Origin of the sequence: Bifidobacterium saimiriisciurei (assembly GCF_010667655.1) — a bacterium.
Taxonomy (GTDB): domain Bacteria; phylum Actinomycetota; class Actinomycetes; order Actinomycetales; family Bifidobacteriaceae; genus Galliscardovia; species Galliscardovia saimiriisciurei.
Genome location: NZ_WHZU01000004.1, coordinates 134031 through 160930, shown reverse-complemented (window position 1 = coordinate 160930; position 26900 = coordinate 134031). Strand labels below are relative to the sequence as shown.

At 65.4% G+C, this 26900-nt stretch carries 24 protein-coding genes; 14 read left to right on the top strand and 10 right to left on the bottom strand.

The genetic code is table 11. From position 1 onward, the window contains the following. Positions 1-67: 67 nt before the first annotated feature. Positions 68-1837, bottom strand: a complete 1770-nt coding sequence (locus GFD18_RS03740) for a spermidine synthase (RefSeq protein ID WP_225432875.1) — start codon at positions 1835-1837, stop codon at positions 68-70. A gap of 125 nt (positions 1838-1962) precedes the next feature. On the opposite strand from GFD18_RS03740, the gene GFD18_RS03735 reads away from it, so the two are divergent. Then, a complete protein-coding gene (locus GFD18_RS03735) occupies positions 1963-2316 on the top strand; it encodes a VOC family protein (protein ID WP_163199293.1) in 354 nt (117 codons plus the stop codon). Positions 2317-2356: 40 nt separating this feature from the next. Here GFD18_RS03735 and GFD18_RS03730 read toward each other — a convergent pair whose 3' ends face one another. After that, on the bottom strand, positions 2357-3154 hold the full coding sequence (locus tag GFD18_RS03730) for a Cof-type HAD-IIB family hydrolase (RefSeq protein WP_163199291.1): 798 nt from the start codon (positions 3152-3154) through the stop codon (positions 2357-2359). Positions 3155-3300: 146 nt separating this feature from the next. Here GFD18_RS03730 and GFD18_RS03725 point away from each other — a divergent pair, with 146 nt between their 5' ends. Both GFD18_RS03725 and GFD18_RS03720 read left to right on the top strand, forming a co-directional pair. Continuing rightward, positions 3301-3795 carry a PH domain-containing protein gene (locus tag GFD18_RS03725; RefSeq protein WP_163199289.1) on the top strand — a complete coding sequence of 165 codons (495 nt, stop codon included), beginning with the start codon at positions 3301-3303 and terminating at the stop codon, positions 3793-3795. Further along, the gene (locus GFD18_RS03720; RefSeq protein WP_163199287.1) at positions 3792-5474 is read left to right on the top strand and encodes a PH domain-containing protein; all 1683 of its coding nucleotides are present in this window, start codon (positions 3792-3794) and stop codon (positions 5472-5474) included. Before GFD18_RS03725 ends, GFD18_RS03720 begins: the two co-directional genes overlap by 4 nt. 69 nt (positions 5475-5543) lie before the next feature. Here the strand turns inward: GFD18_RS03720 and GFD18_RS03715 are convergent, their stop codons facing one another. Both GFD18_RS03715 and GFD18_RS03710 read right to left on the bottom strand, forming a co-directional pair. Beyond that, positions 5544-5948, bottom strand: a complete 405-nt coding sequence (locus tag GFD18_RS03715; protein WP_163199285.1) for a pyridoxamine 5'-phosphate oxidase family protein — start codon at positions 5946-5948, stop codon at positions 5544-5546. Positions 5949-6067: 119 nt separating this feature from the next. After that, the gene (locus GFD18_RS03710; RefSeq protein ID WP_163199283.1) at positions 6068-8914 is read right to left on the bottom strand and encodes an FtsX-like permease family protein; all 2847 of its coding nucleotides are present in this window, start codon (positions 8912-8914) and stop codon (positions 6068-6070) included. A 186-nt stretch (positions 8915-9100) separates the two neighbouring features. Between GFD18_RS03710 and GFD18_RS03705 the strand changes: the two genes are divergently transcribed. The 3 genes from GFD18_RS03705 to GFD18_RS03695 are packed head-to-tail and all read left to right on the top strand — an operon-like array spanning position 9101 to position 10940. Continuing rightward, positions 9101-9676, top strand: coding sequence for a TetR/AcrR family transcriptional regulator (locus tag GFD18_RS03705; protein WP_100511417.1), 576 nt, complete (start codon positions 9101-9103; stop codon positions 9674-9676). Between the two features lie 34 nt (positions 9677-9710). Then, the gene (locus GFD18_RS03700) at positions 9711-10505 is read left to right on the top strand and encodes a thiamine diphosphokinase (protein WP_163199281.1); all 795 of its coding nucleotides are present in this window, start codon (positions 9711-9713) and stop codon (positions 10503-10505) included. Positions 10506-10562: 57 nt separating this feature from the next. Further along, positions 10563-10940: an arsenate reductase family protein gene (locus GFD18_RS03695; RefSeq protein ID WP_163199279.1), complete on the top strand. Its 378-nt coding sequence runs from the start codon at positions 10563-10565 to the stop codon at positions 10938-10940. A gap of 109 nt (positions 10941-11049) precedes the next feature. On the opposite strand, the gene gap is transcribed toward GFD18_RS03695, so the two are convergent. Then, the gene (gap, locus tag GFD18_RS03690) at positions 11050-12105 is read right to left on the bottom strand and encodes a type I glyceraldehyde-3-phosphate dehydrogenase (protein ID WP_163199277.1); all 1056 of its coding nucleotides are present in this window, start codon (positions 12103-12105) and stop codon (positions 11050-11052) included. Between the two features lie 408 nt (positions 12106-12513). On the opposite strand from gap, the gene GFD18_RS03685 reads away from it, so the two are divergent. Genes GFD18_RS03685 through ybaK form a run of 3 tightly spaced genes read left to right on the top strand, consistent with a single transcriptional unit; the run spans position 12514 to position 17000 of the window. Next, positions 12514-13875 (top strand): alpha/beta hydrolase, encoded by a 1362-nt coding sequence (locus GFD18_RS03685; protein WP_163199275.1) that lies wholly within the window; start codon positions 12514-12516, stop codon positions 13873-13875. After that, positions 13875-16442: a bifunctional lysylphosphatidylglycerol flippase/synthetase MprF gene (locus tag GFD18_RS03680; protein WP_225432874.1), complete on the top strand. Its 2568-nt coding sequence runs from the start codon at positions 13875-13877 to the stop codon at positions 16440-16442. The genes GFD18_RS03685 and GFD18_RS03680 overlap by 1 nt, the downstream gene beginning before the upstream one ends. Before the next feature lie 51 nt (positions 16443-16493). Further along, entirely contained in the window at positions 16494-17000 is a 507-nt protein-coding gene (gene ybaK / locus GFD18_RS03675) for a Cys-tRNA(Pro) deacylase (protein WP_163199273.1), read from the top strand. 42 nt (positions 17001-17042) lie between these two features. On the opposite strand, the gene GFD18_RS03670 is transcribed toward ybaK, so the two are convergent. Both GFD18_RS03670 and GFD18_RS03665 read right to left on the bottom strand, forming a co-directional pair. Further along, positions 17043-18320 (bottom strand): zinc ribbon domain-containing protein, encoded by a 1278-nt coding sequence (locus GFD18_RS03670; protein ID WP_163199271.1) that lies wholly within the window; start codon positions 18318-18320, stop codon positions 17043-17045. A gap of 110 nt (positions 18321-18430) precedes the next feature. Next, positions 18431-19414 (bottom strand): 4-hydroxy-3-methylbut-2-enyl diphosphate reductase, encoded by a 984-nt coding sequence (locus GFD18_RS03665; RefSeq protein ID WP_163199269.1) that lies wholly within the window; start codon positions 19412-19414, stop codon positions 18431-18433. Positions 19415-19543: 129 nt separating this feature from the next. Here GFD18_RS03665 and GFD18_RS03660 point away from each other — a divergent pair, with 129 nt between their 5' ends. After that, positions 19544-20497: an aldose 1-epimerase family protein gene (locus GFD18_RS03660; protein ID WP_163199499.1), complete on the top strand. Its 954-nt coding sequence runs from the start codon at positions 19544-19546 to the stop codon at positions 20495-20497. A 122-nt stretch (positions 20498-20619) separates the two neighbouring features. Further along, on the top strand, positions 20620-20694 hold the full coding sequence (locus GFD18_RS11375) for a 50S ribosomal protein bL37 (RefSeq protein ID WP_369299097.1): 75 nt from the start codon (positions 20620-20622) through the stop codon (positions 20692-20694). A gap of 100 nt (positions 20695-20794) precedes the next feature. Here the strand turns inward: GFD18_RS11375 and GFD18_RS03655 are convergent, their stop codons facing one another. Further along, a complete protein-coding gene (locus tag GFD18_RS03655; RefSeq protein ID WP_163199268.1) occupies positions 20795-21106 on the bottom strand; it encodes a hypothetical protein in 312 nt (103 codons plus the stop codon). Then, positions 21103-21744 carry a sigma-70 family RNA polymerase sigma factor gene (locus GFD18_RS03650; RefSeq protein ID WP_225432882.1) on the bottom strand — a complete coding sequence of 214 codons (642 nt, stop codon included), beginning with the start codon at positions 21742-21744 and terminating at the stop codon, positions 21103-21105. The genes GFD18_RS03655 and GFD18_RS03650 overlap by 4 nt, the downstream gene beginning before the upstream one ends. A 162-nt stretch (positions 21745-21906) precedes the next feature. Here GFD18_RS03650 and GFD18_RS03645 point away from each other — a divergent pair, with 162 nt between their 5' ends. The 3 genes from GFD18_RS03645 to GFD18_RS03635 all read left to right on the top strand — a co-directional run bounded on the left by GFD18_RS03645 (position 21907) and on the right by GFD18_RS03635 (position 25475). Continuing rightward, a complete protein-coding gene (locus GFD18_RS03645) occupies positions 21907-22665 on the top strand; it encodes an exonuclease domain-containing protein (protein ID WP_163199264.1) in 759 nt (252 codons plus the stop codon). A 161-nt stretch (positions 22666-22826) separates the two neighbouring features. Further along, the gene (locus GFD18_RS03640; protein ID WP_163199262.1) at positions 22827-24383 is read left to right on the top strand and encodes a UDP-N-acetylmuramoyl-L-alanyl-D-glutamate--2,6-diaminopimelate ligase; all 1557 of its coding nucleotides are present in this window, start codon (positions 22827-22829) and stop codon (positions 24381-24383) included. Positions 24384-24473: 90 nt separating this feature from the next. Next, positions 24474-25475, top strand: coding sequence for a lipid II:glycine glycyltransferase FemX (locus GFD18_RS03635; protein ID WP_163199260.1), 1002 nt, complete (start codon positions 24474-24476; stop codon positions 25473-25475). A gap of 142 nt (positions 25476-25617) precedes the next feature. Here the strand turns inward: GFD18_RS03635 and GFD18_RS03630 are convergent, their stop codons facing one another. Beyond that, positions 25618-26832: a DegT/DnrJ/EryC1/StrS family aminotransferase gene (locus GFD18_RS03630; RefSeq protein WP_163199258.1), complete on the bottom strand. Its 1215-nt coding sequence runs from the start codon at positions 26830-26832 to the stop codon at positions 25618-25620. Positions 26833-26900 lie beyond the last annotated feature (68 nt).

Genomic DNA, 26900 nt, shown 5'->3' with positions numbered 1-26900 from the left:
GATAATACCACAGTTTTTCCGGCGTGCAACCGGCGTGGCGCGTCCACATGGCATCGGCCGCATCGGCCTACCGCACGGCCTTGAGCAGCCCCTGGATGCCCTGCTCCTTGAGAATCGTGCGATACGGTCCGGCCTGTTCGGCGATGAGCTGGTCGATGGCCTTCATGCCGAGCAGTTCGACGGGCGCATGGTCGTCGGTGAGGATGAGCGACTGGTCGCCGGAACCGGGCGAGGGATCGCGTACGGCCTTCATCCGGCCTGCGACCGAGCCCATGTAGGCGGCGAGGTCCTGGTCGCCGGTGCGCCGCAGGGTCGTGAAGACCAATGATTCGGCGTCCGTGTCGCGCAGCATCGTGCTGGCAACAGGCTCGCCGACCGTGTCGATGCCGCCGGTCCTGCGCCACGAGTCGTCGCATGGCGTCCTCGGATCGGAGAATTTCCTCATCTCCCTTTCGGTGGGGGACTTGGCGAACAGCTCGCGGTTCGTCGTGCCGGGCACGTCGGCGGTGTAGGTGGTGCCCACGCGGCAGGCGCCGTTGAACACGTTGGCTATCGTCGTCTGCAACGCCTCGTTGATCGAGCCCTTGCCGTCGGAGATCATGTTCATGTTGACGACCATCACGCCGCCGGGGTTGAGGTGCCTGCGCACCATCGAGAAGAACTCGTCGGAGCTCATCTGGAAGGGGATGGTGATGTCCTGGTACGCGTCGACCATGATGACGTCGTATTTGTCCCGGCTGGCGGCGAGCCATGCACGGCCGTCGTAGGTGCTTACGGGGATGTCTGCGGGCTCGTCGAAGTACTCCCCCGCCAATCGGGTGATCGCGCCGTCGATCTCCACGCCCTGGATGCGCATCTTCGGGTAATACCGTTTGAGCTGGCGGGCGTAGGTGCCGGTGCCCATGCCGAGAATCAGCGCCGAGTCCGCGCGGTCGGCGAGCGCGGGGGCCGCGAGCGCGGTGTCATAGTACATGCCGGTGAGCCCGTCGGATTTCATGGTGACGGACTGCACGCCGAACAATACGTTGGTGGAGAGTATGGTCCGGTCGGCGAGGTTCTTGACCTGCAGGTAGTTGTAGATGGATTCCCCCTCGTAGGCGAGGGTGGTCCTGTTCTCCCAGAACGCGAATCCGGTGAGCGGCGAGACGACGGCGCTGCCGACGAACACGACGACGGAGACGGCCGAGGCGACGAGTCTGGCGCGGGCGCTGATGAAGTAGGCCAGCGGCAGGACCAGCAGCATGCCGGAGAAGATGAGGAAGGTCACGAACGTGCCGGCGGCGGGGATGGTGACGAATGTGGGAAGGAACGTGCCGAGGATGGAGCCGACGGTGTTGCATGCGGAGAGCCGGCCGACGACGGATGCGTTGTCGTCGAGCGAGTCGGTGGCGAACTTGCTGAGTCCGGGGGTGACGGTGCCGAGCAGGAACAGCGGCGGCACGAAGATGAGCATGCAGCTGACGAACGCGGCGATGACCAGGAAGTTCGTGGAGACGGTGACAATGAGCAGTCCGGAGACCAGCAGGATGATGTATTTGCCGGCCAGCGGGATGAGCGATATCCATACGGCGGCGGCGAGGATGCGCAGGTACAGGCGGTCGGGGTCGGGGTTGCGATCGGCCCACCGGCCTCCGAACACGGCGCCCAGCGCGAGGGCGATCATGATGGTGCCGATGATGATGGTCCATACGATCTGCGAGCTGGAGAAGTAGGGGGCGAGCAGGCGCGATGCGCCGAGCTCGGCCGCCATGACGGCCATGCCGGAGAAGAACTCGGTGACGTAGAGGAATACCTTGGAGTTCAGTATCGGCCGTTCCTTCGCTTCCGTTTTCCTCATGGTTCCCCCGCCCGTCCTGCAGCTGTTTTCCGACTTCCCCATTATGCCGCCGCAGCGTCGGACGGGCCGTGTTTCGCCCCTACAATGAGACGTGAGTGTTCCATCGACGACGAAGGAGAACCATCATGATCGATCATCTGACCATCAAGGCGAAGGATTTCGAGAGGGAGGCGGCGTTCTACGAGGCCGCATTGGCGCCGCTCGGCTATGCGAAGGGCGTGGAGTTCCCCGGCGCCGTGCAGTTCGCCGCCGCCGACGGTTCGAGCGTATGGGTGAGCCAGGCCGATGGCGAGGTGACGCCCATGCATGTGGCGTTCACCGGAGACGAGGATGCGATCGCCGCGTTCCACAAGGCCGGTCTTGCGGCCGGCGGCACCGACAACGGCGAGCCGGGGCCGCGGCCGAACTACGGACCGACGTACTATGCGGCGTTCGTGCATGATCCCGAGGGCAACAACATCGAGGCCTGCAAGCACTGATTCGCGTTGCCCTTCCCCACGCGACGGCATCCGTTCGCGGCTAGAGCACGCCGAAGTGCCTGAGGGCCTTGAGGATGCCGTCGTCGTCCACGGAGGCGGTGACGTAGTCGGCGGCGGCCTTCGCCTTGTCGCCGCCGGAGCCCATGGCCACGCCGATGCCGGCGTAGGCGAGCATGTCGGCGTCGTTGCCGCCGTCGCCGAACGCCATGGTCTCCTCGCGGCCGAATCCATACAGCTCCATGAACGCCTTGATGCCGGCGGGCTTGCCGCCGTCGGCGGGGATGAAGTCGCAGAACGAGGGATGCCAGCGCACCGACCGGCATCCGGGCAGCATGGCGACGATGCGCTCCTCCTCCGCCTCGTCCACGAACGCGGAGAACTGGAAGGTGGGGTGCTCGAGCGTGCGGGCGGGGTCGTCGATGACCAGCGACGGCGCGGTGGCGCCGAGACCGGCGTACTGTTCGCGGATCTTCGGCGTGATCTGGTTGAAGTACACATAGTCCGATTCGGCGAAGTTCGCGCCGACCTCGGGATGGGCGGCCAGATAGTCGAGGAAGATGCGCAGGTCGGTCTTGTCGATGTCGTGAGTCTTGAGGAATCCGTCGTCATCGAAGCAGTACTGGCCGGTCATGGTCATGTAGCCGTCGAAGTCGATGCCGAGCCTTGCGGTGACGATGCCCATCTGCGTGGGCGAGCGCCCCGTGGCTATGAACACCTTGACATCCTTCGCCTTCAACGCCTCGATGGCGTCCTTGGTGGACTGCGGCACCTCGTGAGTGGTGAAACTGGTCAGGGTGCCGTCGATGTCGAAGAACACGGCTTTGATCTGCTGCGCCATGGGCGTCTCCTCCGTTGGTCGTATCGCCATCAGCTTACCAACGGCCGACGATGCGCGGCCGTGGCTCCGGCTGGTACGCTGTGCATAACGATGGGAGGGCGATGACGATGGCGGGGAACGGCATCCCGGATATATCGATGGACGCCATGGCAGGCGGCGCACGCCGATGGCACAGTCTGCCGGCGGCGGTGAAACGGGTGTGGCTGCTGCGGGCCCTGTCACGCGACGGCGCCGGACTGGCCTGCTGTGCGGCCGTGGCGGCGGCCTGCCGCATCATCGGCTGGTGGTCGGTCTGGCACTGCCTCGTGTTGGGGGCGGCCGCGGCGTTGCTGCTGCTGGACCTCGTCACCCAACCGTTGCGTACGACATACTCCTACGCGTTCAGCCGGTATTCCATCGGCGAACACGATGTGATGCTGCATCGGGGCTGGCTGCTGCGCGACACCACCACCATCCCCTACAACCGCGTGCAGCATGTGGAGACCAAACAGGGGTCGCTGCTGCGACGGTTCGGTCTGACAGCCGTGGAGATTCACACCGCCGTGGGCGAGCATGAGATCCCCGCGCTGGCGAACGCGGACGCGACGGCGATCGTCGAACAGATCAGCGCACGCGTGCTCGCCTCGAAGGACGACGTATGACCGACGAACAGACGACATCCCCCATGCCGCAGGCCTCCGGCGCATGGCACCGAACGCATCCTCTGTCGCTGGTCATCGACGCCTACAACTGGGGCAAGGCGATCATCGGATTCGTCTTCTCCATGCTGGTGATACTGCCCCGATTGCACATGACGTTCCGTACCGCCTGCATGATTGCGGCGGGAATCATCCTGGCGGGCGTCGTATGGCTCGTCGCCGAATGGGCGTCCCGACGGTACCGGCTGGAACGCGATGCGCTGACCCTCCGGACCGGCCTGTTCACCGACACGCGCAAGACCATCCCCTACGACCACATCCATGCGATCGACGTCTCCGCCCCGTTCTTCTTCCGCCCGTTCTCGTTGGTGACGCTGACCGTGGATTCGGGCGGTGTCTCGGACGGCTCCACGACAACGCTGACCGCCGTCCCGGCGACGCTGTCCGCAACGCTGGAACGACTGCGCCGGCAAGCCTGTGGCCAGGCCCTACACGACTCCGCCACGCACGGCCCACGGACGGCGAGCGCGACGGACCGACAGCCGGACTCTGCACCAGCCACGGGTACAACGGACACGCGAGGACGGCTCGTATTCCGCGCATCCACACGCGACACCCTGCTGTTCGCCCTCACCGATCTGGGGTTCCTCGCGGCCTTGGCCGTGATCTACGGATTCGCCCAGAATCTGCGCGACCTGCTGCCCGAAGGCATGGTCGACGCGGCCGAGTACGCCGTCTTCCGGTACGCGGCCGGCAGCGTCCTGACCGCCTTCATGGTCGCGGCGGCCGTGTTGGCGTCGATGCTCGTCGTCAGCGTCGTCAAGTCGCTGCTGCAATACCATCGGTTCGAGGTGTGGCGGCACGGCGACGACCTCATCATCGTTCGGGGTCTGTTCACCCGCCGTTCCGTCACCATTCCGGTGCGTCGCGTGCAGACCATCATCATCCGTCAGTCGGTGCTGCGTCGCATGCTGCGGCTGAGTTCCGTGCAGGTCGGACTCACCACGCCTGGCACCGAGGGAGACGGAGACGACGACAACACCCGCGGCAACGTGCTGCCCGTCATCAGGGACGACAGGCTCTACGGCACGCTTCACGACATGTTGCCCGAATGGAATCCGCACGAGGTCCCCATCCGACGCACGGCGCAGGGCCTGGGACGGTATCTGTTGGCCCTGTCCGTGGCGTGGACGCTCGCGGCCATGCTTGCCCTGGCGGCGGCGGTGATGACCATGACCTCCTTCTACGCCTCGGTCGAAGGTGCGCCGTTGCGCGAGGCCGCATTCCCGGACGGCAATCCGGTCTTCGAGCCATGGTTCCGTGTGATATGGCTGCTGTGGCTGCTGCTTCCGACGGCTCTTGCCGGGGCGTATGCCTTCGCGCGGCGCTGGCTGCGGTGGCGTACGGAGGGGTATGCGCTGCTGCCCAGCAACCGGATCGTCGTCACCGGTTCGCGGGGGCTCACCTTCGTCACCATGGTCACATGCAGGTCCCGCATCCAGTATGTGCGCCGACGTCGCTACGCATGGCGCGGAAAGGCCCGGGGAAAGGCCACGGCGGAGTCCATGGTCATGCCGCTGTTCGTGATGAACGGCTACTCGCGTCTGCGGTTCGCCGCGATTCGCCCCGCCGACGCCCGGCGTCTGCACGACTGGGCGACCGGACGTCCGATGCGTCCATGAAAAAACGGAACGGAACCGGGAGCATGTCCACGGTTCCGTTCCGTCGCGATACGAGCAATCGTCCGCCGATCAGTCCTTGACGATGGTCTTGCCGGCGTTCGGGCCGGAGGCAAGGTCCTCGATCTCGGTGATCTCGAGCACCGGGATGGCGGCGGGCTTCTTGGTGCCCTTCTCCTCGGCGACCTTCACCTGCTCCTCGTAGATGGCGTCGTCGGTGTGCAGCACGACGTTGCCGCGGAAGCGGTAGCCCTTCTTCTCGGCGAGGTTGGCGAAGGCGATGACGAGCTTGCCGTTGGCCTGCACGTTCTTGTAGGCCTGGCCGGCGGTGCGCTCGTGGTAGGCGATGTGGTTGTCGTCGAGAACGAACAGCGACATCTTCGGGCCGAGGTCGAGCGTGCCGTCCTCGTTCTGGGTGGCGATCCAGCCCAGGTTGTTCTCGATGAAGGTCTTCATCTCAGCGGTGAGCGTTGCCATAATGCGATCCTTTCAGCAGTCGTTCGGTATCCGATTCAAGGGTACTCGCCGGCGCGGTGACACGCACGATGCACGCCTGTGAGAAACATCACGCGATTGCGCCGCACCGGGGACGGATGTCATTCGGGGCTTTTCAGCGCGCCGACCATGTCGATGCGGTCGAGCATCCGGTCGGTGACGAACGTGACGACCACGGCGAAGCCCAGCGCCAGTGCCGCGGATATCACGTAGCTGGCCCAATGCACGTGCACGGCGAAGTAGATGCCGGGCATGCGCAGCACCATGGTGAAGCCCTCGCTCACCAGACGTCCGAGCGGCAGGCCCAGCGCCACGCCCATCAGGGTGAGCAGCAGCATCTCCTTGTTCACGTAGTGCCTCACCTCGCCCCGTCGGAATCCAAGCACCTTGATGGTGGCGAGCTCGCGTTCGCGCTCCGAGATGTTGGTGGTCGACAACGTGAACAGCACCACGAAGGCGAGCACGCCGGCCAGGACGAGCAGTACGTAGACGACGGTGTTGATGAGCGTGAAGTTCTTTTCGAACTCGTGTCGCAGTTCCGCCACGCTCGTCACCGACAGGTACGAGTCGTCGCGTTTGAGCGTGTCGGCGAAGTCGATCTGCGCCGTGTCGTCGCCGTTGAGATGCATGAGCATGCCGTTGGCCCGGTACGCTTTGCCGAACAGCCGTTCATAGAGCTTCTGCGTCATGATGATGGTGTTGCCCATGTAGTTCTCTGCGGTGTCGTGGATGACGACGTCGACGCCATTGAACGTCGAATCCTTGAAATGCACGGAGTCGCCCGGCCGCAGATCGAGCATCTGCATGGCGTTCTTGGTCATGATGGCGCCGGAGTCCGTCGGCGTCAGACGCTCCCCGCCGCCTAGGGCGGCGCTCCAGTCGCTTTGCGCGGAACGCAGATGCTGGTAGTCGTCGAACCGGCGCTCCGACCCGGTCGGTATGACGATGAGCTGCACGTTCTCCTCGCGCCCGCCGCCCACGGACGAGACGGTGCCCGAGTCGACACGCACGCCGAGCACGTCCTTCACCTCGTCGGAGGCCCTCAGCCGCCGCAGCGCCTCGGCGTTGTCGTCGTCGCCGGTCACCGCCATGAGATCGTAGGCCACGACGCCGCCGTATTGGTTGGGGCGCAGCTGCACCACGGAATCCTTGATGGCGAACCCGCACATCATGAGCATGGTGCATCCCATGATGCCGGCGATGGTCATGACCGCACGGCTTTTATAGCGGAAGAGGTTGCGGGCCGTCACCTTGTTGAGGAACGACATGCGACGCCATAGGAGACCGAAGCGTTCCAACAGTATTCGCCTGCCCGCGCGCGGCGCCTTGGGACGCAGCAGTGCGGCCGGGTTGAGCCGCAGTTCGCTGCGGCACGCCCATATGGCGCTGCCGACCACCGCCACGACGAACAGCGCGGCGAAGGCGAGCCCGTACGCCGTGTCAAAGTACAGGTGATATGCGGGCAGCTGGTACATGGTGGCGAATATGGAGAACAGGATCTTCGGCATGACGATGAATCCGACCGCGTCGCCGAGTATGCCGCCGAGCACGCAGGCGAGCAGCGCGTAGACGACGTACTTGGCGAGGATCTCGCGTTTGCGGTAGCCCAGCGCCTTGTATACGCCGATGAGGCCGCGCTCCTCCTCGACCATGCGGGTTATGGCCGTGAGGCTGATGAGCACGGCGACGAGCAGGAACAGCACGGGGAACACGGTGCCGATGGCCTCGATGGATTTGGAGTCGCTGTCGATGCTGGAATAGCCGCTCAGCGCCGTGCGGTCGCGCACATACCATTGCGCCTCGTCGGTCTTCTCCACCTCGGCCCTTGCATCGGCGAATTCGGTCTCGGCCTTGGACCTCTGCTCGTTCAACGTGTTCCGCTGTTCATCCAACCGGCGTTGCGCCGCGTCGATCTGCGTGGTGTCCATGCCCAGCATGACAAGGTATGCGCGCTGTTGCTCCAGCTGCCGACCGGCGTCGTCGAGCCGCGTCTCGGCGTCGTCGAGATCCTTGTCGGCCTTGGCCTTCTCCTTGTCTATCGTCGCATTGGCCGCGGCCTTGACGGCATCGGTGCGCGCCCTCTCCCTCTTTTCACTGATGTCGTCGATACGGGTTCTGACCGCGTCGACGTTCGTCTTGTACGAGTCGGAGAACGATTGTCCGTCCGCCGCGCCGCCGACGGTGAGGATCACGGAGGTATAGACGTCCCTGGCGTCGTCGTTCACGGCGCCACCGGCGACGAAGAACGTGTGGTCGGGTACGGTGGAGCTTTTGCGGAACGCCGTGGACGATCCCTCTCCCCCGCCCACATCGGTGGCGTCGATCACCGTGCCGACGATGGTGTATTCGTGTTGTTTGAAGATCTCCGTGGCGGCGTCCGACGATTCAGAGGCCTTCCCCGTCGACGATGCCGTATCGTCCGCGGAGAATGTCACCTTGCCGCCGATTCGCAGACCGCTTGCCGTCAGAAACCCCTGGGTCACGGCGACTTCGTCGCCGTCGGCCGGCAGCCGACCGTCGACGACATACGGCTCGTCCATGACCTTGGAATCCGTGGCGGCGGGTAGCGCATTCACCGTCACCTTCGTCCGACTGCCGTCGAGGTCGACGATGGCGGTCTCGCCATGGCGTCCCTCGACCGCCTTCACGCCGTCGACGTCGCCCAGTGCCCGAACGTCGTCGTCGGTCAGCCCGAGCGTGGAGACGATGGCGATGTCGTGGAGATGCTGGCCGTCGAAGAACGCGTCGGCCGTGCGCTTGAGGTCGGTGCACGCGGCCTGCAGGCCCGTCGCCACGGTGACGCCCAATGCGGTGATGACGAGGATGGAGAGGAATCTGCCGATATGATGCGTCATCGTGCGCCGGACGTCCTTGGCGAACGCGGACCCGGCGGGGCCCGGCCGCCCGCCGCCGCTCCTCGCCGCGCCATCGAATCTGGTATGCGCCATCGCCCGTACCCCTTCCGCCGTCGTCGTGCGGACATGAATCACTGCACATCGTGTTGTGTTATACAATCACAGTATCGCCGGATCGCACGGCCATCAATAGACATCGGCGCCGGCCGATGTTGAGCGATGCGGCATGGCCCGCGCCCGTCGCACCGGCGCCGCCATGCATGAGGATTGGAGCAGACGATGAAGAAACAGCCCCAGGTGACGGAACGGACCAAGGCCAACCTGTGCAAGGCGTTCTGGAAACTGTACCGGACCCGGCCGATGGACAAGATCACGGTGCGCGAGATCACCGAGATCGCCGGATACAACCGGGGCACGTTCTACCTGTATTACCGCGACGTGCACGACATGTTCTCCCAGATCGAGGAAAGCCTGCTCAACATCGTGGAGGATCTCATCGAGGACATGCTGGCGCAGGAGGGACGCATCGACATCAGCTCGAACATGGGCACGATACTGACCATGGCGAAGACGCATTCGGCGTATATGTCGGTGCTGCTCAGCGACCACGGCGACCCGACGTTCGTGACCAGGCTCAAGGAGCTGCTGTGGCCGCTGGTGGACCGCTACCTCGGCATCACGCAGTCGGTGGAGATGACGCGCGACGAGCGCGAACTGCTCAAGCAGTTCTATCTCTCCGGCCTCATCGCCGTGATCGGCGCATGGCTGAACTCCGGCAACCGCATGCCGCTCGACCGGTTCATCGCGTTCGCGCTGACCACCATGTTCCCCAACCAGTCCGAAAACATCCGCTAGCGGCCGACGACGAAAACGACAGGGAGGCATCATCATGAGCATCGACGTCTGCTTCATCTTCGGCGCCGGCGAATACTACGGCCGGGGTCCGGAGATTCCCCAGGGCGCGTACGTGATCGCCGCGGACGGCGGCATCGACCATGCGGAATCGTTCGGGGTCGTCCCCGACGCCGTCATCGGCGACTTCGATTCCGCGGCCGATGACTTCGCCGAATACTCGCGGTATCCGAACGTCATGCGCCTGCCCAGCGAGAAGGACGACACCGACATGTTCGCCGCGGTGAAGCTTGGCTGGTCGAAGGGCGCACGCCGATTCCACATCCTCGGCGGTCTTGGAGGCCGCCTCGACCATACGCTGGCGAACATGCAGATGCTGGCGCAGATATCCCGTCATGGAGGCATCGGATTCCTGCACGGTGACGGCACGGTGGCGACGGCGGTCACCGATGCGACGCTGTCGTTCCCCGCATGGAGCCCGGAACCGGAAACCGGACGCATGATATCGGTGTTCGCCCACAGCGACGTCGCCCGGCACGTCTCCATCCGGGGACTGAAATACGAGGTCGACGATGCGACGCTGCGCAACACGCGGGCGCTGGGGGTGAGCAACGAATTCCGGAACAACATCGCCGCGACCGTATCGGTGACGGACGGCACGCTGGACATCGTCTATCCGGCCGCCGCGCCGACACCGCAATGGCGCACCGACCGCCCCGAGGAGGGGCCGGACGCACTCGGAGCCATCAACACCCATGTGTCCTCACTGCTGGCGCCACCGGATGGCCCGTCAAACGCCGGGGCGGTGGCCGGCAACGCGGGCGGGCGTTGAGCGCATCGGCATGAAAGCCGATGCCCCGCCATCGATCATCAGGGAAGGAAGTCAATCATGAACGAGGCGTTGTTCCTCTGCTATGCACGCTGCTCCACATGCACCAAGGCCCGGAAGTGGCTGGACGGGCATGGGGTCGCGTATACGGAACGCGACATCAAGGGCGAGAACCCGAATGCCGAAGAGCTTGCCGCATGGCATCGGGCCAGCGGGCTGCCGGTACGGCGGTTCTTCAATACGTCCGGACGGCTGTATCGGGAGATGGGGCTCAAGGACCGGCTGCCGTCGATGACCGACGGGGAGGCCATCGACCTGCTCGCGACCGACGGCATGCTCGTCAAACGGCCGCTGCTCGTCGTGCCGTCCGCCGATGGCGGGGACCCGTCCGTACTTGTCGGGTTCCGCGAACCCCAATGGGAGCAGGCGCTGGCGTGACGATCATCCGGTTCCTCTCCCGAGGGCCGAACGACGAGAAAGGTCCCGTCCCGGCGAACCGGGGCGGGACCTTTCGTTATGCTACGAGACTACTGTCGCGTCGCTGGTCTCACTCGGAGATCTCGGCGAAGTACAGCAGGGTGCGGATCATGTTGGAGGTGAAGCCGTACTCGTTGTCGTAGAAGGTGACCGTGCGGGCCAGGGTCACGCCGTCAACGGTGTTGACGTCGGTCTGGGTCGGGTCGAAGACGCCACCGTGGGTGTCTCCGATGATGTCGGAGGAGACGATGCCGTCACCGTTGTAGCCGAAGTACTCGGTGTCGGAGAAGGCGGCCTTGAAGGCCTCGTTGATCTCGTCGGCGGTGGCCGGCTTGTCGAGGACGGAGGTCAGCTCGGTGACGGAGCCGTCCGGGACCTGGATGCGCTGGGCGTGGCCCTGCAGCTTGCCGTTGACCTCGGGCACGACCTTGCCGATGGCCTTGGCGGCGCCGGTGGAGTGCTCGATGGTGTTGATGGCGGCGGCGCGGTTGTTGCGCGGCTTGGAGCCACGGGGGCCGTCGAGGATCATCTGGGTGCCGGTGTAGGCGTGGATGGTGGTCATGAAGCCGGCCTTGATGCCCCACTTCTCCTGGAGCAGCTTGACCATGGCGGCCATGGAGTTGGTGGTGCAGGAGCCGGCGGAGACGATGACGTCGGACGGCTTGAGGATCTCGTGGTTCACGCCGAACACGACGGTCGGGGTGGTGTCGTCCTTGGCCGGGGCGGAGATCAGGACCTTCTTGGCGCCGGCGTTGATGTGGGCCTGGGACTTCTCGGCGGAGGTGTAGAAGCCGGTGCACTCGAGCACGTACTCGACACCGTCGTTCTTGACCCACGGAATGTTGTTAGCATCCTTCTCGGCGTACACGGTGTATTCCTTGCCGTCCACCACGATGGCGGTGTCGGTGGCGGAGACCTCGACCGGAGTGCCGTCGTCGTGACGGAAGGTGCCATGCGTGCTGTCGTACTTCAGCAGGTAGGCGAGCATCGAAGGCGTGGTCAGATCGTTGATGGCGGCGACTTCAATATCGCCGGCCTGGCCACCGCGAGCCTGCAGCTCGAAGATGCGGCGGAAGGCGAGACGACCGATGCGGCCAAAGCCGTTGATACCAATCTTTACTGTCATTTATGTATCTCCTGAATGGAAGTGGCCCAAACGTGGGAACGGCGCTGTGCGTACGCTCACATACTTGTGCCAGCTGTTGCCAACGACTCTCATCCTACTGGGTATTCTGTACTTTTTCGGCGTTTACGCTGAAAGTTTGTTCATTGTTTATTCCACGTGTCGAGAAAAACGACGTATTTGCCCGCACCGTCGGCGCGCCGACCGGCGCGGACGGGACCGTGCGGCGCCATGATGCCGGCACGGCGGCATTTCATTCTTTTGGATGATGTGGCGTCATCCGCCGCCGAACTATCGTGTTTCCCTGTTCGCCGGTCGGGATTCGGCCGGCATGTGCATCGGGAGGTCTGCATGCGGGCGCAATGGTTGAGATGGACGCTGGGGCTGCGCATCGATTCGGGATGGGTTCCGATGACGCTGGCCGTCGCGACGTGCGCGGCCGTCGTCATCGTGGCGACGACGCGCGTCGCCGTCCGCCGTCGCCTCCGCGCCGTCGCCGCGCCTTGCGCCGGCGCGGCGGGAGGATTCGCCCTCGGGTTCGCCGTCACATGGCTGCTGGACCGCTTCACGGTGTTCGGCGTCTCGCTGGGCATGAAGGTGGTCTGGGCCGCCGCTGCGGGGACGGCCCTCGTCGGGGCCCTCGTCGCGGCGTCGATCGCATCCTCGGGCGTTGCCAGAACGATCGCCGCGGTCATGGTCCCCGTCGGCATATTGTCCTGCGCGGCGAACATCAATGTCGTGTACGGGGAGTATCCGACGCTGGGCAGCGCGCTCGGCGTCTCGGCGTTCTCCGGCCTGGACGTCGCCGCCCTGCGCCCGGCGACGATGACGGTCGGGCAATGGCGGCGCATGGCGCGGGACGGCGACCTGCCGAGGGTTCCCGGGCATGGCAGGGTCGGCTCGGTCGACATCCCGGCCACGTCATCGGGGTTCCACGCCCGCGAGGCGGTGGTGTACCTGCCGCCGGCCGCATTGTCGGACCGTCCGCCGAGGCTACCGGTGATGCTCATGCTCTCCGGGCAGCCCGGCAGCCCCGACCGTACGTTCCTGGCGGGCGGGCTGTCGGACGTCCTCGATTCCTACGCCGCCGCCCACCACGGGCTGGCCCCCATCGTGATCTCCGCCGACCAGCTGGGCAATCCCCTGCATAACACCCTGTGCGTGGATTCGGCCAGATACGGCAACGTGGAAACCTACCTGACCCGCGACGTGACCGATTGGGCGAAGAGCCGCCTGCCCGTCTCGCATGATGCCCGTCAATGGGCCATCGGCGGGTTCTCGCAAGGCGGCACCTGCACCGTGCAACTGGGGCCGAGCCATCCGGACCTCTACGGCTCGATGCTTACCGTGGGCTCCGAACTCGGGCCGCATAACGGCAGCGAACGCTCGATGATCCGAGAGTTCTTCGACGGCGATGCGGCGGCATATCGCCGGCACGTGCCCATCGACATCATGCGCGCCCGGGGACGCTCCGACCAGATGCTCATCATGGCGTCCGGGGCGATGGACGCCGAGTCCATCAGGAACATCGGCGCCATCGCCCCCGTGGCGAAGTCCATCGGCATGGACGTCACCGCGTTCACGGTGGCGGACACCGGGCACGACTGGCATGCCGTGCGGCAGGCGTTCGAGGCCGGCCTCGGCAGGCTCGGCGCGCGCATGGGACTGGCGGATGAAGCCGAAGGACGGATCGTCCCGTCGACGCATATTCACATCATGGCCGTCACGGCCGACCCGCACGATATGGCATACGATATGGAAGGAAAGCGCTGATGACACGTTGGAAGCCGATTATGCAGGATGCCCTGGCATGGGCGAGGACGCACCCGCTGACCATCGTGTTCACGGCGCTCGTCCTGCTGACGAACGTCGTCCTCGCCGTATGGTGCGCGCTGACGGGTGGCGTGTTCCCGCCGTCGTTCGGACGCGTCAGCTACAGCCGTCTCGCCGCGGGCATGCTCTACGTCGTGCCGTCCGCACTGGTGCTGGTCGCCCATCCGCTGCGGCTGCTCATCGACGTGCCGGCGCTGCTGGCCGCGGGTTCGGTCCCCGAATCGCGGTTCGGTGCGGCCAAGACCATATGGATCGCGCTGCTGTGTTCGATCGGCGGCATCGCCGCCGGCATGGGGGTCAGCGTCATGGTCAACGGCCACTCCCCCGCATGGGGTTCGCTGGTCCGGTTCGGCTATGTGCTGGGACCGCTGACGCTGGCCGTGGGACCGCTTATGGCGGCGAGCACATTCTCATCCCTGATGTGGCGTCGTCGCATCCGCGTGGTCACGTATGCCATCGTGGCGGCGTTCGTGCTGTATCGCGGGGAGCCGGGAGACTATTGCATCGCCTTCGCCGCCGTGTTCGGCCATCTGCTCGGCTACCTCATGGCGCCCGCCGCCGTGCAGGAGGCCATTCCGGGCGACGACGCCTCACGAAAGGAGGATTCCCCGGACGCGAGCTCCCTGGATGCCGGCGGGGCACGTCCGCGCATCACCGCGTTGGAGGCACGCAAGATGGTGGGCGTGCTCAGCGCCGTCTGCGCCCTCGGACCGCTGGTCGCACTGGCGTCCCCGATGCATCGCGGCCCGCTTTCCACGCTCGGCCTGCTGCTGGGCCCGAACCGCCTTGATTACTCCCGTCTGCATGAATGCCTTACGGATGCGGGGCATGCGGACTGCTTCCTGCAGTATCGCGTGCAGCGGGTCTCCATGCCCGGCGGCGTCATCGTGTCGGTGCTGCCGCTGCTGCTCATGCTCGTCGTGGCCTATGGCCTATACCGTGGGCGTCGCACGGCCGCCGCACTCAGCGTGCTGCTCAACTCCTGCACGGTGGTTATGGCTTTGGTGTATTGCTTCATGCTGCCCATCGCTCAGTCCCCCGACGGTCTTCGCGCGCTGATCGCCCATGGCGCGGTGCGCGCTGCGTTCGCCACGGCCATGCCTCCGCTGGCATGCGCCATACTGGTGTGCCTGTTCCGTCGATGCTTCCCGCTGCGTACCAGGCGCGGCCGGCTCATCGAATCCGCCGGTCTGGCAGGCGTCACGTCTCTCGTATTGTGCGGCGCCTATCTCGCCGTCGGCATCACGCGGCCCCATGAGTTCACCGTCGCGCCGACCTTTGCCATGCTGCTCGCGGACCTGCCGCAGCGGTTCCTGCCCATCGGCTTCCTCAACAGCATCCAGCCGTATTTCCTGCCGGCCTCGACGATCACGTCGGTCGTCTATCAGGGCATCGGCCCGGCGTTCTGGTCCGTGCTGACCATGGCCGCGCTCTGGTGCTTCACCGACGCCGCCATGGCGGGGCGCGAGGAGCGTCGCCACGCCTCCGAGCTGGTGGAGCAAGGCGGCGAGTCGATGTCGTTCATGGGCACATGGGGAGGCAACCGCTACTGGTTCTCGTCGTCCGGACGCTCGGCGATCGCCTACCGCGTGGTCCACGGCATCGCCCTGACCGTGACCGGACCGTTCGGCGAACGCGGCGAATGGTCGCGCGACCTGCGCGAATTCGCCATGTTCTGCGCCGAGCATTCATGGACGCCCGTGTTCTACAGCGTGCATGAGGGGCAACGCGACGAGCTTGCGGCCATGGGGTTCTCCTCGCTCGATATCGGCACGGAGATGGTGGTGCATCCCGCCGAATGGCAGACGCGCGGTAGGAAGTGGCAGGATGTGCGCACCGCCATCAACAAGGCGAAGCGCGTGGGCATCACCGACGTGATGTGCACGTTCGATGATTCGCCGCTGAACGTGCAGACGCAGATCGTCGACATCTCCGAACAATGGGCGGAGGAGAAGTCGCTTCCGGAGATGAGGTTCACGCTCGGCGGCGTGGACGAGCTCATGGACCCGCGCGTGCGGCTGCTGTATGCCGTGGATACGGACGGCGTCGTGCAGGCCGTGACCAGCTGGCTGCCCACCTGGCGCGATGGCGAGGTCGTCGGCTGGACGCTCGACTTCATGAGGCACCGGGACGACAGCCCCAACGGGGTGATGGAGTTCCTCATCGCCCGCATGGCCGAACGGCTGCGTGACGAGGGCGCCGAATTCATGAGCCTTTCCGCGGCGCCCCTGGCCGGCATATCGGTGATGACGATGGACGGGGAGCCGTCCGGCGTCGCATTCCTCCAGCACGTGCTCATGGCCGTGGCCGACATCATCGAGCCGGTGTACGGATTCCACTCGCTGTTCCGGTTCAAGAGGAAGTTCCAGCCGCATGAGGAGAGCGTGTACGTCGCCTATCCGGATTCGGCGAAGCTGCCGCAGATCGCGCTCGCCGTGGTGCAGAGCTATCTGCCCGACATGAAGCCGGCCGATGCGGCACGCTTCGTGCGCGCCCTCGGCAGATAGGACGGCATGGCCGGCCGTCAAGGTTCGAGGCCGCGAGTATTACTGATGGTCATGGGCAAAAAGAAGCATGACAAGGGCAAGGGCTCCACGCCGGCCACGCTGCAACTGGAGCGTGCGGGCGTGGAGTTCCGTCTGTACGAGTACGAGCATTCGAACGACCACATGGATGACGGCTACGGCATCGAGGCGGCGGAGAAGCTCGGCTTCGACCGGCATCAGGTGTACAAGACGCTGCTGGCCGATACCGGCGATGAGCTCGTGACGGGCGTGGTGCCGGTGAGCGGGCATCTCGACATGAAGGCGCTGGCCACGGCCGTGGGCGCGAAGAAGGCGGCGATGGCCGACCCGAAGAAGGCCATGCGCCAGACCGGCTATGTGGTCGGCGGCATATCGCCGCTCGGGCAGAAGACCCGGCATCGCACCGTGCTCGACGAGGGGGCGCTCGAATTCGATGAGATTCTGGTCTCGGGAGGCAAGCGCGGTCTGAGCATCGGCGTGGATCCGCATGATCTCATCGCCGTGCTCGACGCCGTCACCGCTCCCATCGCCACATGGTGAGGGGCGGTTTCTCGTCTCCGCGCGGACCGCGGACCCTATTCCCTATTGCAGGTCCACGACGAGGCAGTGCTCGCCGTCGTTGAGTCCCTTGGCGGTGCACCATGAGTCGCCGGCGTCGGTGGTGGCGAACCGCTCGCCCGAAAGCGTGACGTACCACTGGCTCGGACCGTTCTTCGTGTAGGTGGGGTAATCGTTCGACCAGATGAGGATGGAGTTCGGGTACTTGGCGCGGAATGAGACGAATTCGTTCCAGATGTCCTGATACGTCCACGTTTTGCCGTCGGCCTTGAGACCGAGCCTCTTGCTGGAAAGCTGCGTGGTGTACGTGGTGTAGAAGCCCGATGCGGTGGACTTGTCCTGCTTGATGCGCTGTTCGAGGGCGGCGTGGGCCACGTTCTCGCGGGCGTCGCCGTCCAATGCGTCGGAGCCGGCCTTGGCTCCGGACTGCAATTCGGATGCGGCGCCGCTCCCCTTGGCTCCGTACTGCACGGATACGGTGAGCGCGCTGGGGCTGATCTGGTCGGCGAGCTGCCAGAACTGCCCCGATGAGAATCCGAGTCGGGCGCCGGGCGCCGAGGCCGTCAGGTCGACGGGGTCGGCGGAGAAGTCGAATACGGCCGCCGCCACGGTGTTGCCATCCGCATCGGTGACGGTGATCTTCGTGCCGGAATCGTCGAGCGTGTCCTTGTCGGCGGATTGGCATGCGGACGAGAACTCGACGTCGAGCAGGAGTCCTCCGTTCACGTCATCTGCCGAGGTGACCGTGGCCTTGGGCGCGGTATCGCAAGCCGTGGAGGAACCGGAACCCGAGGGGCCGTCCGTCGAGTCCGATTGCGTCTGTGTCGTCGAATCGCCGCCGGCATCATGCACGCCCGAGTTCCATGCCCTGGCGAAGACGAATGCGCCGATGACCACCACAAGCACGGCCGCGACGATGGCTGCGATGGCCATGATGAATCGTTTGTCGGCCTTCGAACCGGCAGGAGCTGCCATGGGTTCTGCCTGCGGCTGCGCTCCCGCCTGTTCCGCGGGGAGGGGAACCGGGGCCTCGGCACGGTCCGGCATGGCGATCGGCGGCAGGTCGCCTTCGCCGGCGACGCCGGACGCGGTCCGCGCCGCGTCGATCCTGCCTCCGCATTGGGTGCAGAACATGTTGCCGGCCTCCACGGTGGCGCCGCATCGCGGGCACACCTGACCGCCGAGCACGGAATCACGCAGGACGGTCTCGTCAGCTGCGGACGGGGATGCGACCGGCCGGCCGCACTGCGGGCAGAAGCTATCCTCGGGATCCAGTGCATTACCGCATCCGACGCATGTCATATCCGCTCCCGTCCTCGCCTCTCCGCTCTCCATAGGGCGTTCTCCCCCACATTGTAGTGCCGCCGGACGGCGGCCCGGTGCGACGGTCCGCGACTGTGGGACTTGCGGGACTATCTGGCCTTGCGCAGTTCGGCGGGCAGCACGAAATGCATCTTCTCCTTGGTGGTGGTCACATAGGAGACCTCGTCGTAGCCGAGCCCCCCAAGGGCGTCCACGACCCCGGAGACCAGGCCCTCGGGAACGGAGGCGCCCGAGGTGATGCCCACCGTGCCCACGCCGTCGAACCATGACGGGTCGAGCTCGCCGGCATCGTCCACCCTATGGGCGTGGCCGCGACCGGCGAGCGCCTGCTCGGCCACCTCCATGAGACGTACCGAGTTCGAGGAGTTCGCCGAGCCGACGACCACGACGCAGTCGGACTGTTCGGCCACGGATTTGACGGCGGTCTGCCGGTTCTGCGTGGCGTAGCAGATGTCGGAGCTCGGCGGCTCGATGATCCACGGGAACCGTGCCTTGAGCGCCTCGATGACCGCATGGGTCTCGTCGATGGACAGCGTGGTCTGCGAAAGGTAGATGAGCTTTACATCCGGCCGGAAGTCCAAGGATTCCACGTCGCTGGCGTGTTCGACGAGGTGCACGTGCTCGGGCGACTCCCCCACCACGCCGACGGCCTCGTCGTGGCCCCGATGGCCGATGTAGACGATCTCGTAGCCCTCGCGCACATAGCGCAGCACCTCGCGATGCACCTTGCTCACCAGCGGGCATGTGGCGTCCACCACGTGCATGCCACGGCGACGGGCCTCCTGCTGAATGGCCGGCGATACGCCGTGGGCGGAGAACACGACGGGGACGCCGTGCTCGACGGCCTCGTCCGGAATCTCGTCGAGCTCCTCGACGAACACGGCGCCCTGTGCGGCGAGGTCCCCGACCACGTGCCGGTTGTGCACGATCTGCCGACGCACGTAGACGGGAGGCACGCCGTCGGGCCGTGCCGCGCCGTCGGCCGCGGAGAGGATGGTCTCCACCGTCTGGATGGCCCGGTCCACGCCCGCGCAGAACCCCCTCGGGTCCGCCAACACGATTCGTCCGCCCATATCGCCGCCTTCCTGTGCATCCACCATAACGAACTCATAACATAGTAGGGCATGGGGATTCGCCGAGGGTAGACTTGGGCGGTGACGATACCATTCGTTCATACACACGATTCACTATGGGAGTGATGGATTATGGCAAAGAACCTGCCTCCGCGCACCGGTCAGCAGTATTCGATTTCCTACGGCGACTACAAGGCCGTAATCACCGAGCTCGGCGCCACCATGCGCAAGGTCACCTACAAGGGCAAGAACGTGATCGTGCCGCTGGGCGCGGACGATCCGATCACCTGCTGCCATGGCCAGCTGCTCGTCCCGTTCCCGAACCGCATCGAGGCCGGCACCTACACGTTCGAGGGCAAGACCTACGTGCTGCCGATCGACGAGCATGAGCGCAACACCGCCATCCACGGCTACGGCTACCGCTCCTACTGGAAGCTCGAGGAGCTCACCGAATCGTCCGTCACGCAGTCGTGGCGCGTGCCGAACATGAACGGCTACCCGTTCGACGTGATCGTCACCGCGAAGCACGAGCTCGCCGAGGACGGTCTGCACATCACGGTGAGCGCCTACAACAACGGCGGCGAGGACGCCCCGTGGGCCCTGGCCATCCACCCGTGGCTCGACAACGGCTTCAACGGCTACGGCGATGAGATCGACGGCCACAACGCGCAGTGCCATCTGACCGTCCCGGCCGACACGCACGTGACCGTGGACGAGAACCTCATCCCCACGGGCACCGAGCCGGTGGACGGCACGAAGTACGACCTGCGGGACAACCCGCTGCTGGTCAACCAGCCGTTCGACGACGCTTGGACCGACCTGCACCGCGAGGAGGACGGCAGCGTGCACGCGACGTTCACCCGCCCCGACGGCCTGCAGATCAAGGTCGGCGGCGACGAGACCGTCACCTCCTTCCAGGTGTGCACCGGCACCGGCTTCCCGGCGTTCCAGCATCCCGCCGGCACCGCCGTCGAGCCGCAGACCGCCTATGCCAACGCCTTCAACACCGGCAACGACCTCATCGTCATCAAGCCGGGCGAGACGAGCGAGACGAAGCTGTTCATCAGCGCCGCCGAGGTCTGATCGCATCGTTTCCGGCCATGACGTGCGACCGCGTGATTCCGTGTTTTCCGGTGCGAGTTGTAAACTCGCGCGATGTGTGAGATAATCCACAAGGCTTATCTATCAAAGTAAAGGAGTCCAACATGGGCAAGCGCGGACGTCTGCGTCGTGACCGCCGTAAGAAGGCTGCAAACCACGGCAAGAGGCCGAACGCCTGATTTCATTCAGGCTTCGATGAAGCTCAAAAGGCTCCACGGGAAACCGTGGAGCCTTTTTCGTACGTTTCCGCCCTTTCGGGACCGCACATGCCGTCGGAGGCTATCGCTGTTCACGGGCGGCGTCCTGCGCAGCCGACCGGATGCATCGATGGAGTCTGTCTATCAGGCAGTCCGGGGCGTTCACCGGCCGCAGGTAGGCGCGCAGCGCCTCAATCATGGCCTTCTCGCGCGCATCGCAGCAGCTGTCGATGTCGAAGCAGTCTCCCATGCCGTCGGATGCCGGCGACGTCGTCGTCGCGGCATCACCGCCGTCGACCCTGATGACCGTCTCCTCCACCATGGTGCGTCGTACGACGCCGGAAGCGTCGCCGGTGACGCTCACGCTGGTATGGCGTTCCACATGCCCGTTCATAGTCGCTTCCCTTCCTTGCTCTCGCCGTGTTTTGCGGCGCCGCTTCCATTATCGCCCGAACGCTCGGCCTTGCCGTTCGCGGTTGGTGAAACCCGTCCGCGGCGTACGGTGCCGGTCCGGTATCCGCGTTCCTTCGCATATGCGGCGAGCTCCTGCTTGAGCTGGGCGCGGGCGCGGTTGAGACGGCTCATCACCGTGCCGATCTTCACGCCCTGCTCGTCGGCCACCTGCTGGTACGACTTGCCGTCGATGGCCGCGTCGATGAACACCTGCCGGCGTTCGGGACTGAGCTTGTCCAACGCCGCCATGATCTCCTCGGGCGCGAACGCGTCCTGATATGTCTCCTCGGCGGATTTGAGGCCCTCCGAACTGTGCTCGGACGCGGAGTAGATGTCCCAGTCGTCGTATTCGCCGGTCGAGTCGTTGGCGCGCTGCGGGCGGCGCTTGGCCTTCTGGTACTGGTTGAAGTAGAGGTTGCGTTCGATGGTGGTCATCCATGCGGCGAAGTTCGTGCCCTGCTTGAACGAGCCGTAATGCTTGTAGGCGCGCTCGAACGTGTCCTGCACGAGGTCCTGCGCGTCGTCGGGGTTGTTGGTGAGCTTCATGGCCTGCCGGTACAGGCCGTCGACGACGGGCATGGCCAGCGCCTCGAATTCGGCGCGCCTCGCCTCGTCATCGGTTTCCGGTGTATTCGTCTCAGCCACCCCTCCATTGTGCCACGCCGTCCGGCGACGCCCCTGAGGAACGGGCCGGCGATTCACGGCCGTGATTTGTCGGGCAATGTCACGACAATACATGGCATGACCGAATTGCTTCAGGCCCTTGACTCCATTGCCGCCCAATCCGAGGACACGACGCTGGCGGACACCCGCATCCTGGGATTCGACACCGAGACCACCGGCACACGGGCCGGCAGCGACGCCATCTGCTCGGCGACGCTGGTGCTGCGCGACCCGGCCCTGGGACACGACGGCGACGTCGTCGATGAATGGCTGATGAACCCGCACCGCCCCGTCTCCCCCGGCGCGTCGCGCGTCAACGGCTTCACCGACGAATTCCTGCAGGCCAACGGCGGCGAGCCGGTCGAGCTGCTCGAAGCCATCGCCTCCGTCATCGCCGAGGCGCAGAACCGTCGCATCCCCCTGCTCGCCTACAACGCGCCGTTCGACGTGCATATGCTGGAGGGCGATCTGGCCCGGTGGGACCTCAAGCCGCTGCATGAGCGCCTGAACGACGACCTGCTCGTCATCGACCCTCTGGTCATCGACCGCAAGGTCTCCCACCGTAAGGGCAAGCGCACGCTTACCGACACCACCTTCTACTACGGCGTGGAGCCCCATGGGGACTTCCACGACGCCACCGCCGACACCATAGCCGCCGTGGACCTGGTCGCGCCGATCGCACGGCTGCATCCGGACGCCGCCGCCCTGAGGCTCGATGAACTCATGGATTGGCAGCGCACGGCCCACGCCGAATGGAAGGAGTCGTTCAACCGCTGGCTCGAGGCGAGGGGACGACGCCCCATCCGCGAGGGCTGGTTCGGGAAGGACCAGGACTAGAACCAGAGGAGGCCGCCCCGTGCTTCCTCACCAAATCGGTACACGCTCGACATATCCCGCGAGCGCGTGGGATGTAAACTGGCAGTTGGCTTTCACGGCCGCATACGGTCATGGAAGCCGACGATGCACAACCATCGGCGCATGAAAGAACTATGGAGAACATGACCCTTACACTCGCTTCGGCCGTAGACCTGCTCAAAGAGCATCATCTGCTTCGTGAAATCATCACCCCGTCCATGTGGACCCTCGATCCGGGCCGTCTGCCCGAAACCGAGTTCACCGCGGTCTCCTATGATTCGCGTGCCATCGACGACGGCACGCTGCTGTTCTGCAAGGGACGGTTCAAGGCCGAGTATCTGGCGGGCGCCGACGCCGCCAAGCTGCCATGCTACGTGGCCGAGACGGACTACTCCGGTGTGACCGGCGCCACGGGTCTGATCGTCAACGATGTGCGCAAGGCCATGAGCCTGCTGTCGGCGGCGTTCTACGGCCGGCCGCAGGATTCGCTCACGGTGGTCGGCGTGACCGGAACCAAGGGCAAGACGACCACGGCGTACTTCACGCAGGCCATCCTCAATGCGGCCTCGCATGGCAAGGCCGCGCTGTTCTCCTCCGTCGACAACTGCCTCGACGGCGAGCATTACGAGGAGTCGGACCTGACCACGCCGGAGTCCATGGACGCGTTCCGCATGATGCGAACCGCCGTCGACAACGGCATGAAGTACCTGGTCATGGAGGTCTCGTCGCAGGCGTACAAGGTCGACCGCGTCTACGGTCTGACGTTCGACGTCGGCGCGTTCCTCAACATCTCCCCCGACCACATCAGCCCCATCGAGCATCCGACGTTCGAGGACTACTTCCACTGCAAGCGCCAGCTGGTGGCCAACAGCCGACGTCTGGTGCTCAACGCCGACGCCGCGCACGCCGACCTGCTGCGCGAGGACGCGGCGGCCCACGGCATCGACGTCGACACGTTCGCATTACACACCGCCGGCTCCATGACCCCGGCCGACACGGTGGCAAGCCCCGCCGACGCCGACCACGTCGATTTCGACATCACGTGCAAGGGCGACGACCTCGGCAGGTTCCATCTGGCCATCGACGGCGACTTCAACTACGCCAACGCCGCGGCGGCCATCACCATCGCGCGTGCGGCCGGGGTGTCGCCCGACGACGCCGAGGCGCTGCATGCGCTCGAATCGGTCCGCATCGCCGGCCGTATGGAGCAGTTCACCGACACGCAGAGCAATACGCTGGCCATCGTGGACTACGCCCATAACTATGCCAGCGTCACCGCTCTGCTGGACTTCGTGGACGAACGCTACGGCGCCCGTTCCCCGCACATCACGCTGATCACCGGTTCGGCCGGCAACAAGGCGTACGACCGCCGCGAGGAGATCGTCAGGGCCGCGCAGGACCGCATCGGCAGCTTCGTGTTCACCGCGGAGGACACCGACACCGAGCCGTTCATCGACATCTGCATGCAGATGCAGGGATACATCACGAACAAGGACGTCGCCTCCACGGTCATCTCCGACCGTCCGACCGCCATCACCAGCGCCGTGTACGACGCCCGTGCGCATCAGGACCGTTTCGACGTGATCCTGATCATCGGCAAGGGCGACGAGCGCTGGATCAAGGAGCACAACAAGCATGTGCCGTTCGAGGGCGACGACCGTATCATCGAGCGTCTGTTCGGTCTGGGCGGCAACGCCTGACGACCGGCTCGGCAACGCCTGAAGCGGCGGTCCGGATCTCGGCCGCCGATCTGTTGACTTATGCAAATGAAGAACCCAAGTGGAGGTTTCATGATTTCCGTTGAGAAGACGTCGTTCGAGGAATGCGAGCGACTGGCCGGCGAGGCCGGCGTCACGCTGCCGATCGAGCAGACCGAGGTGTGGGCGGGGTTCCAGAAGGACATCCCCGGCCGTGAGCCGTGGGGCACGCTCGTCGCGAAGCGCGACGGCGAGCCGGTGGCCGTGCTGCTGCTCATCGACATGGAGACGCACGGCTACCATTACCTGCGTTCCATGCACGGACCGGTGTGGCTGTCCGGCAAGCCGGAGCAGGAGCTGGAGCGCGACGTGGTGAAGGCCATCGTCGATTTCGTGCATGGCGAGGACAAGCGCCAGGCGTTCCTGCGTCTCGACGTGTGGTTCGGAGAGGACTACGACACCGTGCTGTCCACCGTGCCGTACGATCAGACCGTGGTCATCGACGTGACCGGCGGCGACGAGGAAATCCTCAAGCGCATGAAGCGTCGCGGACGCCGCGACGTGCGCAAGGCGCTGCGCGAATGCCCGGCCGACAGCGCCGACGAGACCCAGCAGGCGCTCAAGGACTTCACCGAGTACTACGACGTGATGGTGGAGACCGGCAAGCGCGACGGCTTCACCCCTGCCCCCATCACCGACTACTCCGACATGATCGGCGCGCTCGGCCCCGACCACTGCCGTGTGTTCGCAGCCCGCATCGACGGCCGCGTGGTCGCCTGGTCCATCGTCACCGTGAACGGCACGCATGCGGTGCGCTACTACGCCGGCATGCGCAACGAGGTCATGCGCCTGCACGTGACCGACAAGCTGCTGTACAACGAGTGCTGCATGCTGGGCGCGCAGGGCATCACCGAATACGATCTCATGGGCATCGGCTCCGACTTCGCGCCGAGCCTCAAGGGCCTCAACGAGTTCAAGTGCAAGTTCACCGACGAGATCACGCCGGTGGCCGCCGGACACGACATGCCGATCAAAAAGGCGTTCTACCGTTCGCTCAAGGTCGCCAAGTCCGTTAAGAACGCGCTGAAGAAGTAGGTCGGGGCGATTCCCGCCTTCGCCGTATGGCACACGCATATGGCACGTGACAGGGGCCTCATCCGGTTCATCCCGGATGAGGCCCCTGTCACGTTGTCAACTTGTCAACGACCGGACGTCCGCCGTCCGCCGGCGACGTCCGTCATGCGGCGGCTCCGCGTACCGCCGTGACGATCTCGCCGGCCCTGTCGAGGCTGACCTCGGTGGGCAGGCTCACCGCGCCTTCGACCAGTCGTCCGGTGACCTGCACCGTCGAGCGGTCGAGCGCATCGAGACCGTAGGCGTGCTCGTCGGTGACTCCGGGGAACAGTTCGGGCCGGTACCAGCGTTCGGCGTAGCCGCCCACGGCACGTACCGCGGCGATGATGCGTTCGGCCTGCTGCGTGTCCTGGGCGAACAGCGGGAAACGCAGCAGGGGCTGGGCCTCGCCGTCGAGGATGCGGCCCGGGATGTGCACGTCTCCGAGGCCGTGCAGACCGTCGCGGTATATCGCCGTCACCCGGCGACGACCCGTCTCGTTGGCGTCGAGCCCGTCGATGCCGGCCGTGGCCCGACGCGCCATCCACGGGGTCATGCCCATGGGCTCGTAGGCGAGTCCGCCGCGGCGTTCGGCTTCGGCGATCGGCGGCTCGTATAGTCCGATGTTCGTCAACAGCGAGCGCAATGCACCGCCCGAACCTCCGGGAAGCCTGCTCAGTATGCGGTTCTCGTTCACATACAGTCTGGTGACCATGCCTATGCGTTTCGTGGGGCGCGGCAGCCTGCCGAGATGGCGGCGCAGGTCGGAGTCCAGCTGGGGGTCGGTCTCGGCGAGTTTCGGATTGATCCAGATGGCGCCGCCGAATCGTGTGGGCAGGATCTTCTCCACGCCGAAGGAGTGCACGGATATGTCGGCCAGAGGCGTGCCCCCGCCGTCGCGGGCCATGCGCGTCACGCAGTGGGCGCAGTCCTCGATGACCAGGGCTCCCCTTTCGCGGGCGAAGGCGGTCAGGCGTCGGGATGACGCGTCGTCGATCAGGCCGAACGTGTGCTGCAGCATGACCGCGCGAAGATCATCGTCGGCGTCGGCGAGCCGTTTCGCCGAGTCCGTGTCGATGGACAGCGTGTCGGCGTCCACGTCGGCGTACCGCGGCGCGAATCCGGTGCATACGATGGGGTCGACGGCTGTGCAGCAGGTGAACAGCTGGGTCATTACGGCTCCCCTGCCGTGTCTGCCCTCAATGACGTCGAACGCCACCTGCATGCCGTAGCGCGCCTTGAACACCGGGAACCAGTCCCGAGCGTCCGTTCCCGTACGTGCGGCCAGGACGTCGCACAGTCCCGAGACCCGCTCACGGGCCGAAAGTCGATCGTTCATGAAACCTCTTTCCTCGACGGTGATGACACCACGATATCGCGGCACGGCCGATGATGCGGCATGGCCGG

Bases quoted from the DNA above. Each gene is read 5' to 3' on its own strand.
- GFD18_RS03650 (WP_225432882.1), bottom strand. From the start codon at position 21,744: ATGCCCGTCGTCGACGGCCTGTACCGGCAGGCCATGAAGCTCACCAAC.
- ybaK (WP_163199273.1), top strand. From the start codon at position 16,494: ATGGGCAAAAAGAAGCATGACAAGGGCAAGGGCTCCACGCCGGCCACG.
- GFD18_RS03640 (WP_163199262.1), top strand. From the start codon at position 22,827: ATGACCCTTACACTCGCTTCGGCCGTAGACCTGCTCAAAGAGCATCAT.
- GFD18_RS03635 (WP_163199260.1), top strand. From the start codon at position 24,474: ATGATTTCCGTTGAGAAGACGTCGTTCGAGGAATGCGAGCGACTGGCC.
- GFD18_RS03725 (WP_163199289.1), top strand. From the start codon at position 3,301: ATGGCAGGCGGCGCACGCCGATGGCACAGTCTGCCGGCGGCGGTGAAA.
- GFD18_RS03700 (WP_163199281.1), top strand. From the start codon at position 9,711: ATGAGCATCGACGTCTGCTTCATCTTCGGCGCCGGCGAATACTACGGC.
- GFD18_RS03735 (WP_163199293.1), top strand. From the start codon at position 1,963: ATGATCGATCATCTGACCATCAAGGCGAAGGATTTCGAGAGGGAGGCG.
- GFD18_RS03630 (WP_163199258.1), bottom strand. From the start codon at position 26,832: ATGAACGATCGACTTTCGGCCCGTGAGCGGGTCTCGGGACTGTGCGAC.
- GFD18_RS03695 (WP_163199279.1), top strand. From the start codon at position 10,563: ATGAACGAGGCGTTGTTCCTCTGCTATGCACGCTGCTCCACATGCACC.
- GFD18_RS03655 (WP_163199268.1), bottom strand. From the start codon at position 21,106: ATGAACGGGCATGTGGAACGCCATACCAGCGTGAGCGTCACCGGCGAC.
- GFD18_RS03730 (WP_163199291.1), bottom strand. From the start codon at position 3,154: ATGGCGCAGCAGATCAAAGCCGTGTTCTTCGACATCGACGGCACCCTG.
- GFD18_RS03720 (WP_163199287.1), top strand. From the start codon at position 3,792: ATGACCGACGAACAGACGACATCCCCCATGCCGCAGGCCTCCGGCGCA.
- GFD18_RS03705 (WP_100511417.1), top strand. From the start codon at position 9,101: ATGAAGAAACAGCCCCAGGTGACGGAACGGACCAAGGCCAACCTGTGC.
- GFD18_RS03680 (WP_225432874.1), top strand. From the start codon at position 13,875: ATGACACGTTGGAAGCCGATTATGCAGGATGCCCTGGCATGGGCGAGG.
- GFD18_RS03715 (WP_163199285.1), bottom strand. From the start codon at position 5,948: ATGGCAACGCTCACCGCTGAGATGAAGACCTTCATCGAGAACAACCTG.
- GFD18_RS03665 (WP_163199269.1), bottom strand. From the start codon at position 19,414: ATGGGCGGACGAATCGTGTTGGCGGACCCGAGGGGGTTCTGCGCGGGC.
- GFD18_RS03740 (WP_225432875.1), bottom strand. From the start codon at position 1,837: ATGAGGAAAACGGAAGCGAAGGAACGGCCGATACTGAACTCCAAGGTA.
- GFD18_RS03670 (WP_163199271.1), bottom strand. From the start codon at position 18,320: ATGACATGCGTCGGATGCGGTAATGCACTGGATCCCGAGGATAGCTTC.
- gap (WP_163199277.1), bottom strand. From the start codon at position 12,105: ATGACAGTAAAGATTGGTATCAACGGCTTTGGCCGCATCGGTCGTCTC.
- GFD18_RS03710 (WP_163199283.1), bottom strand. From the start codon at position 8,914: ATGGCGCATACCAGATTCGATGGCGCGGCGAGGAGCGGCGGCGGGCGG.
- GFD18_RS03685 (WP_163199275.1), top strand. From the start codon at position 12,514: ATGACGCTGGCCGTCGCGACGTGCGCGGCCGTCGTCATCGTGGCGACG.
- GFD18_RS03645 (WP_163199264.1), top strand. From the start codon at position 21,907: ATGACCGAATTGCTTCAGGCCCTTGACTCCATTGCCGCCCAATCCGAG.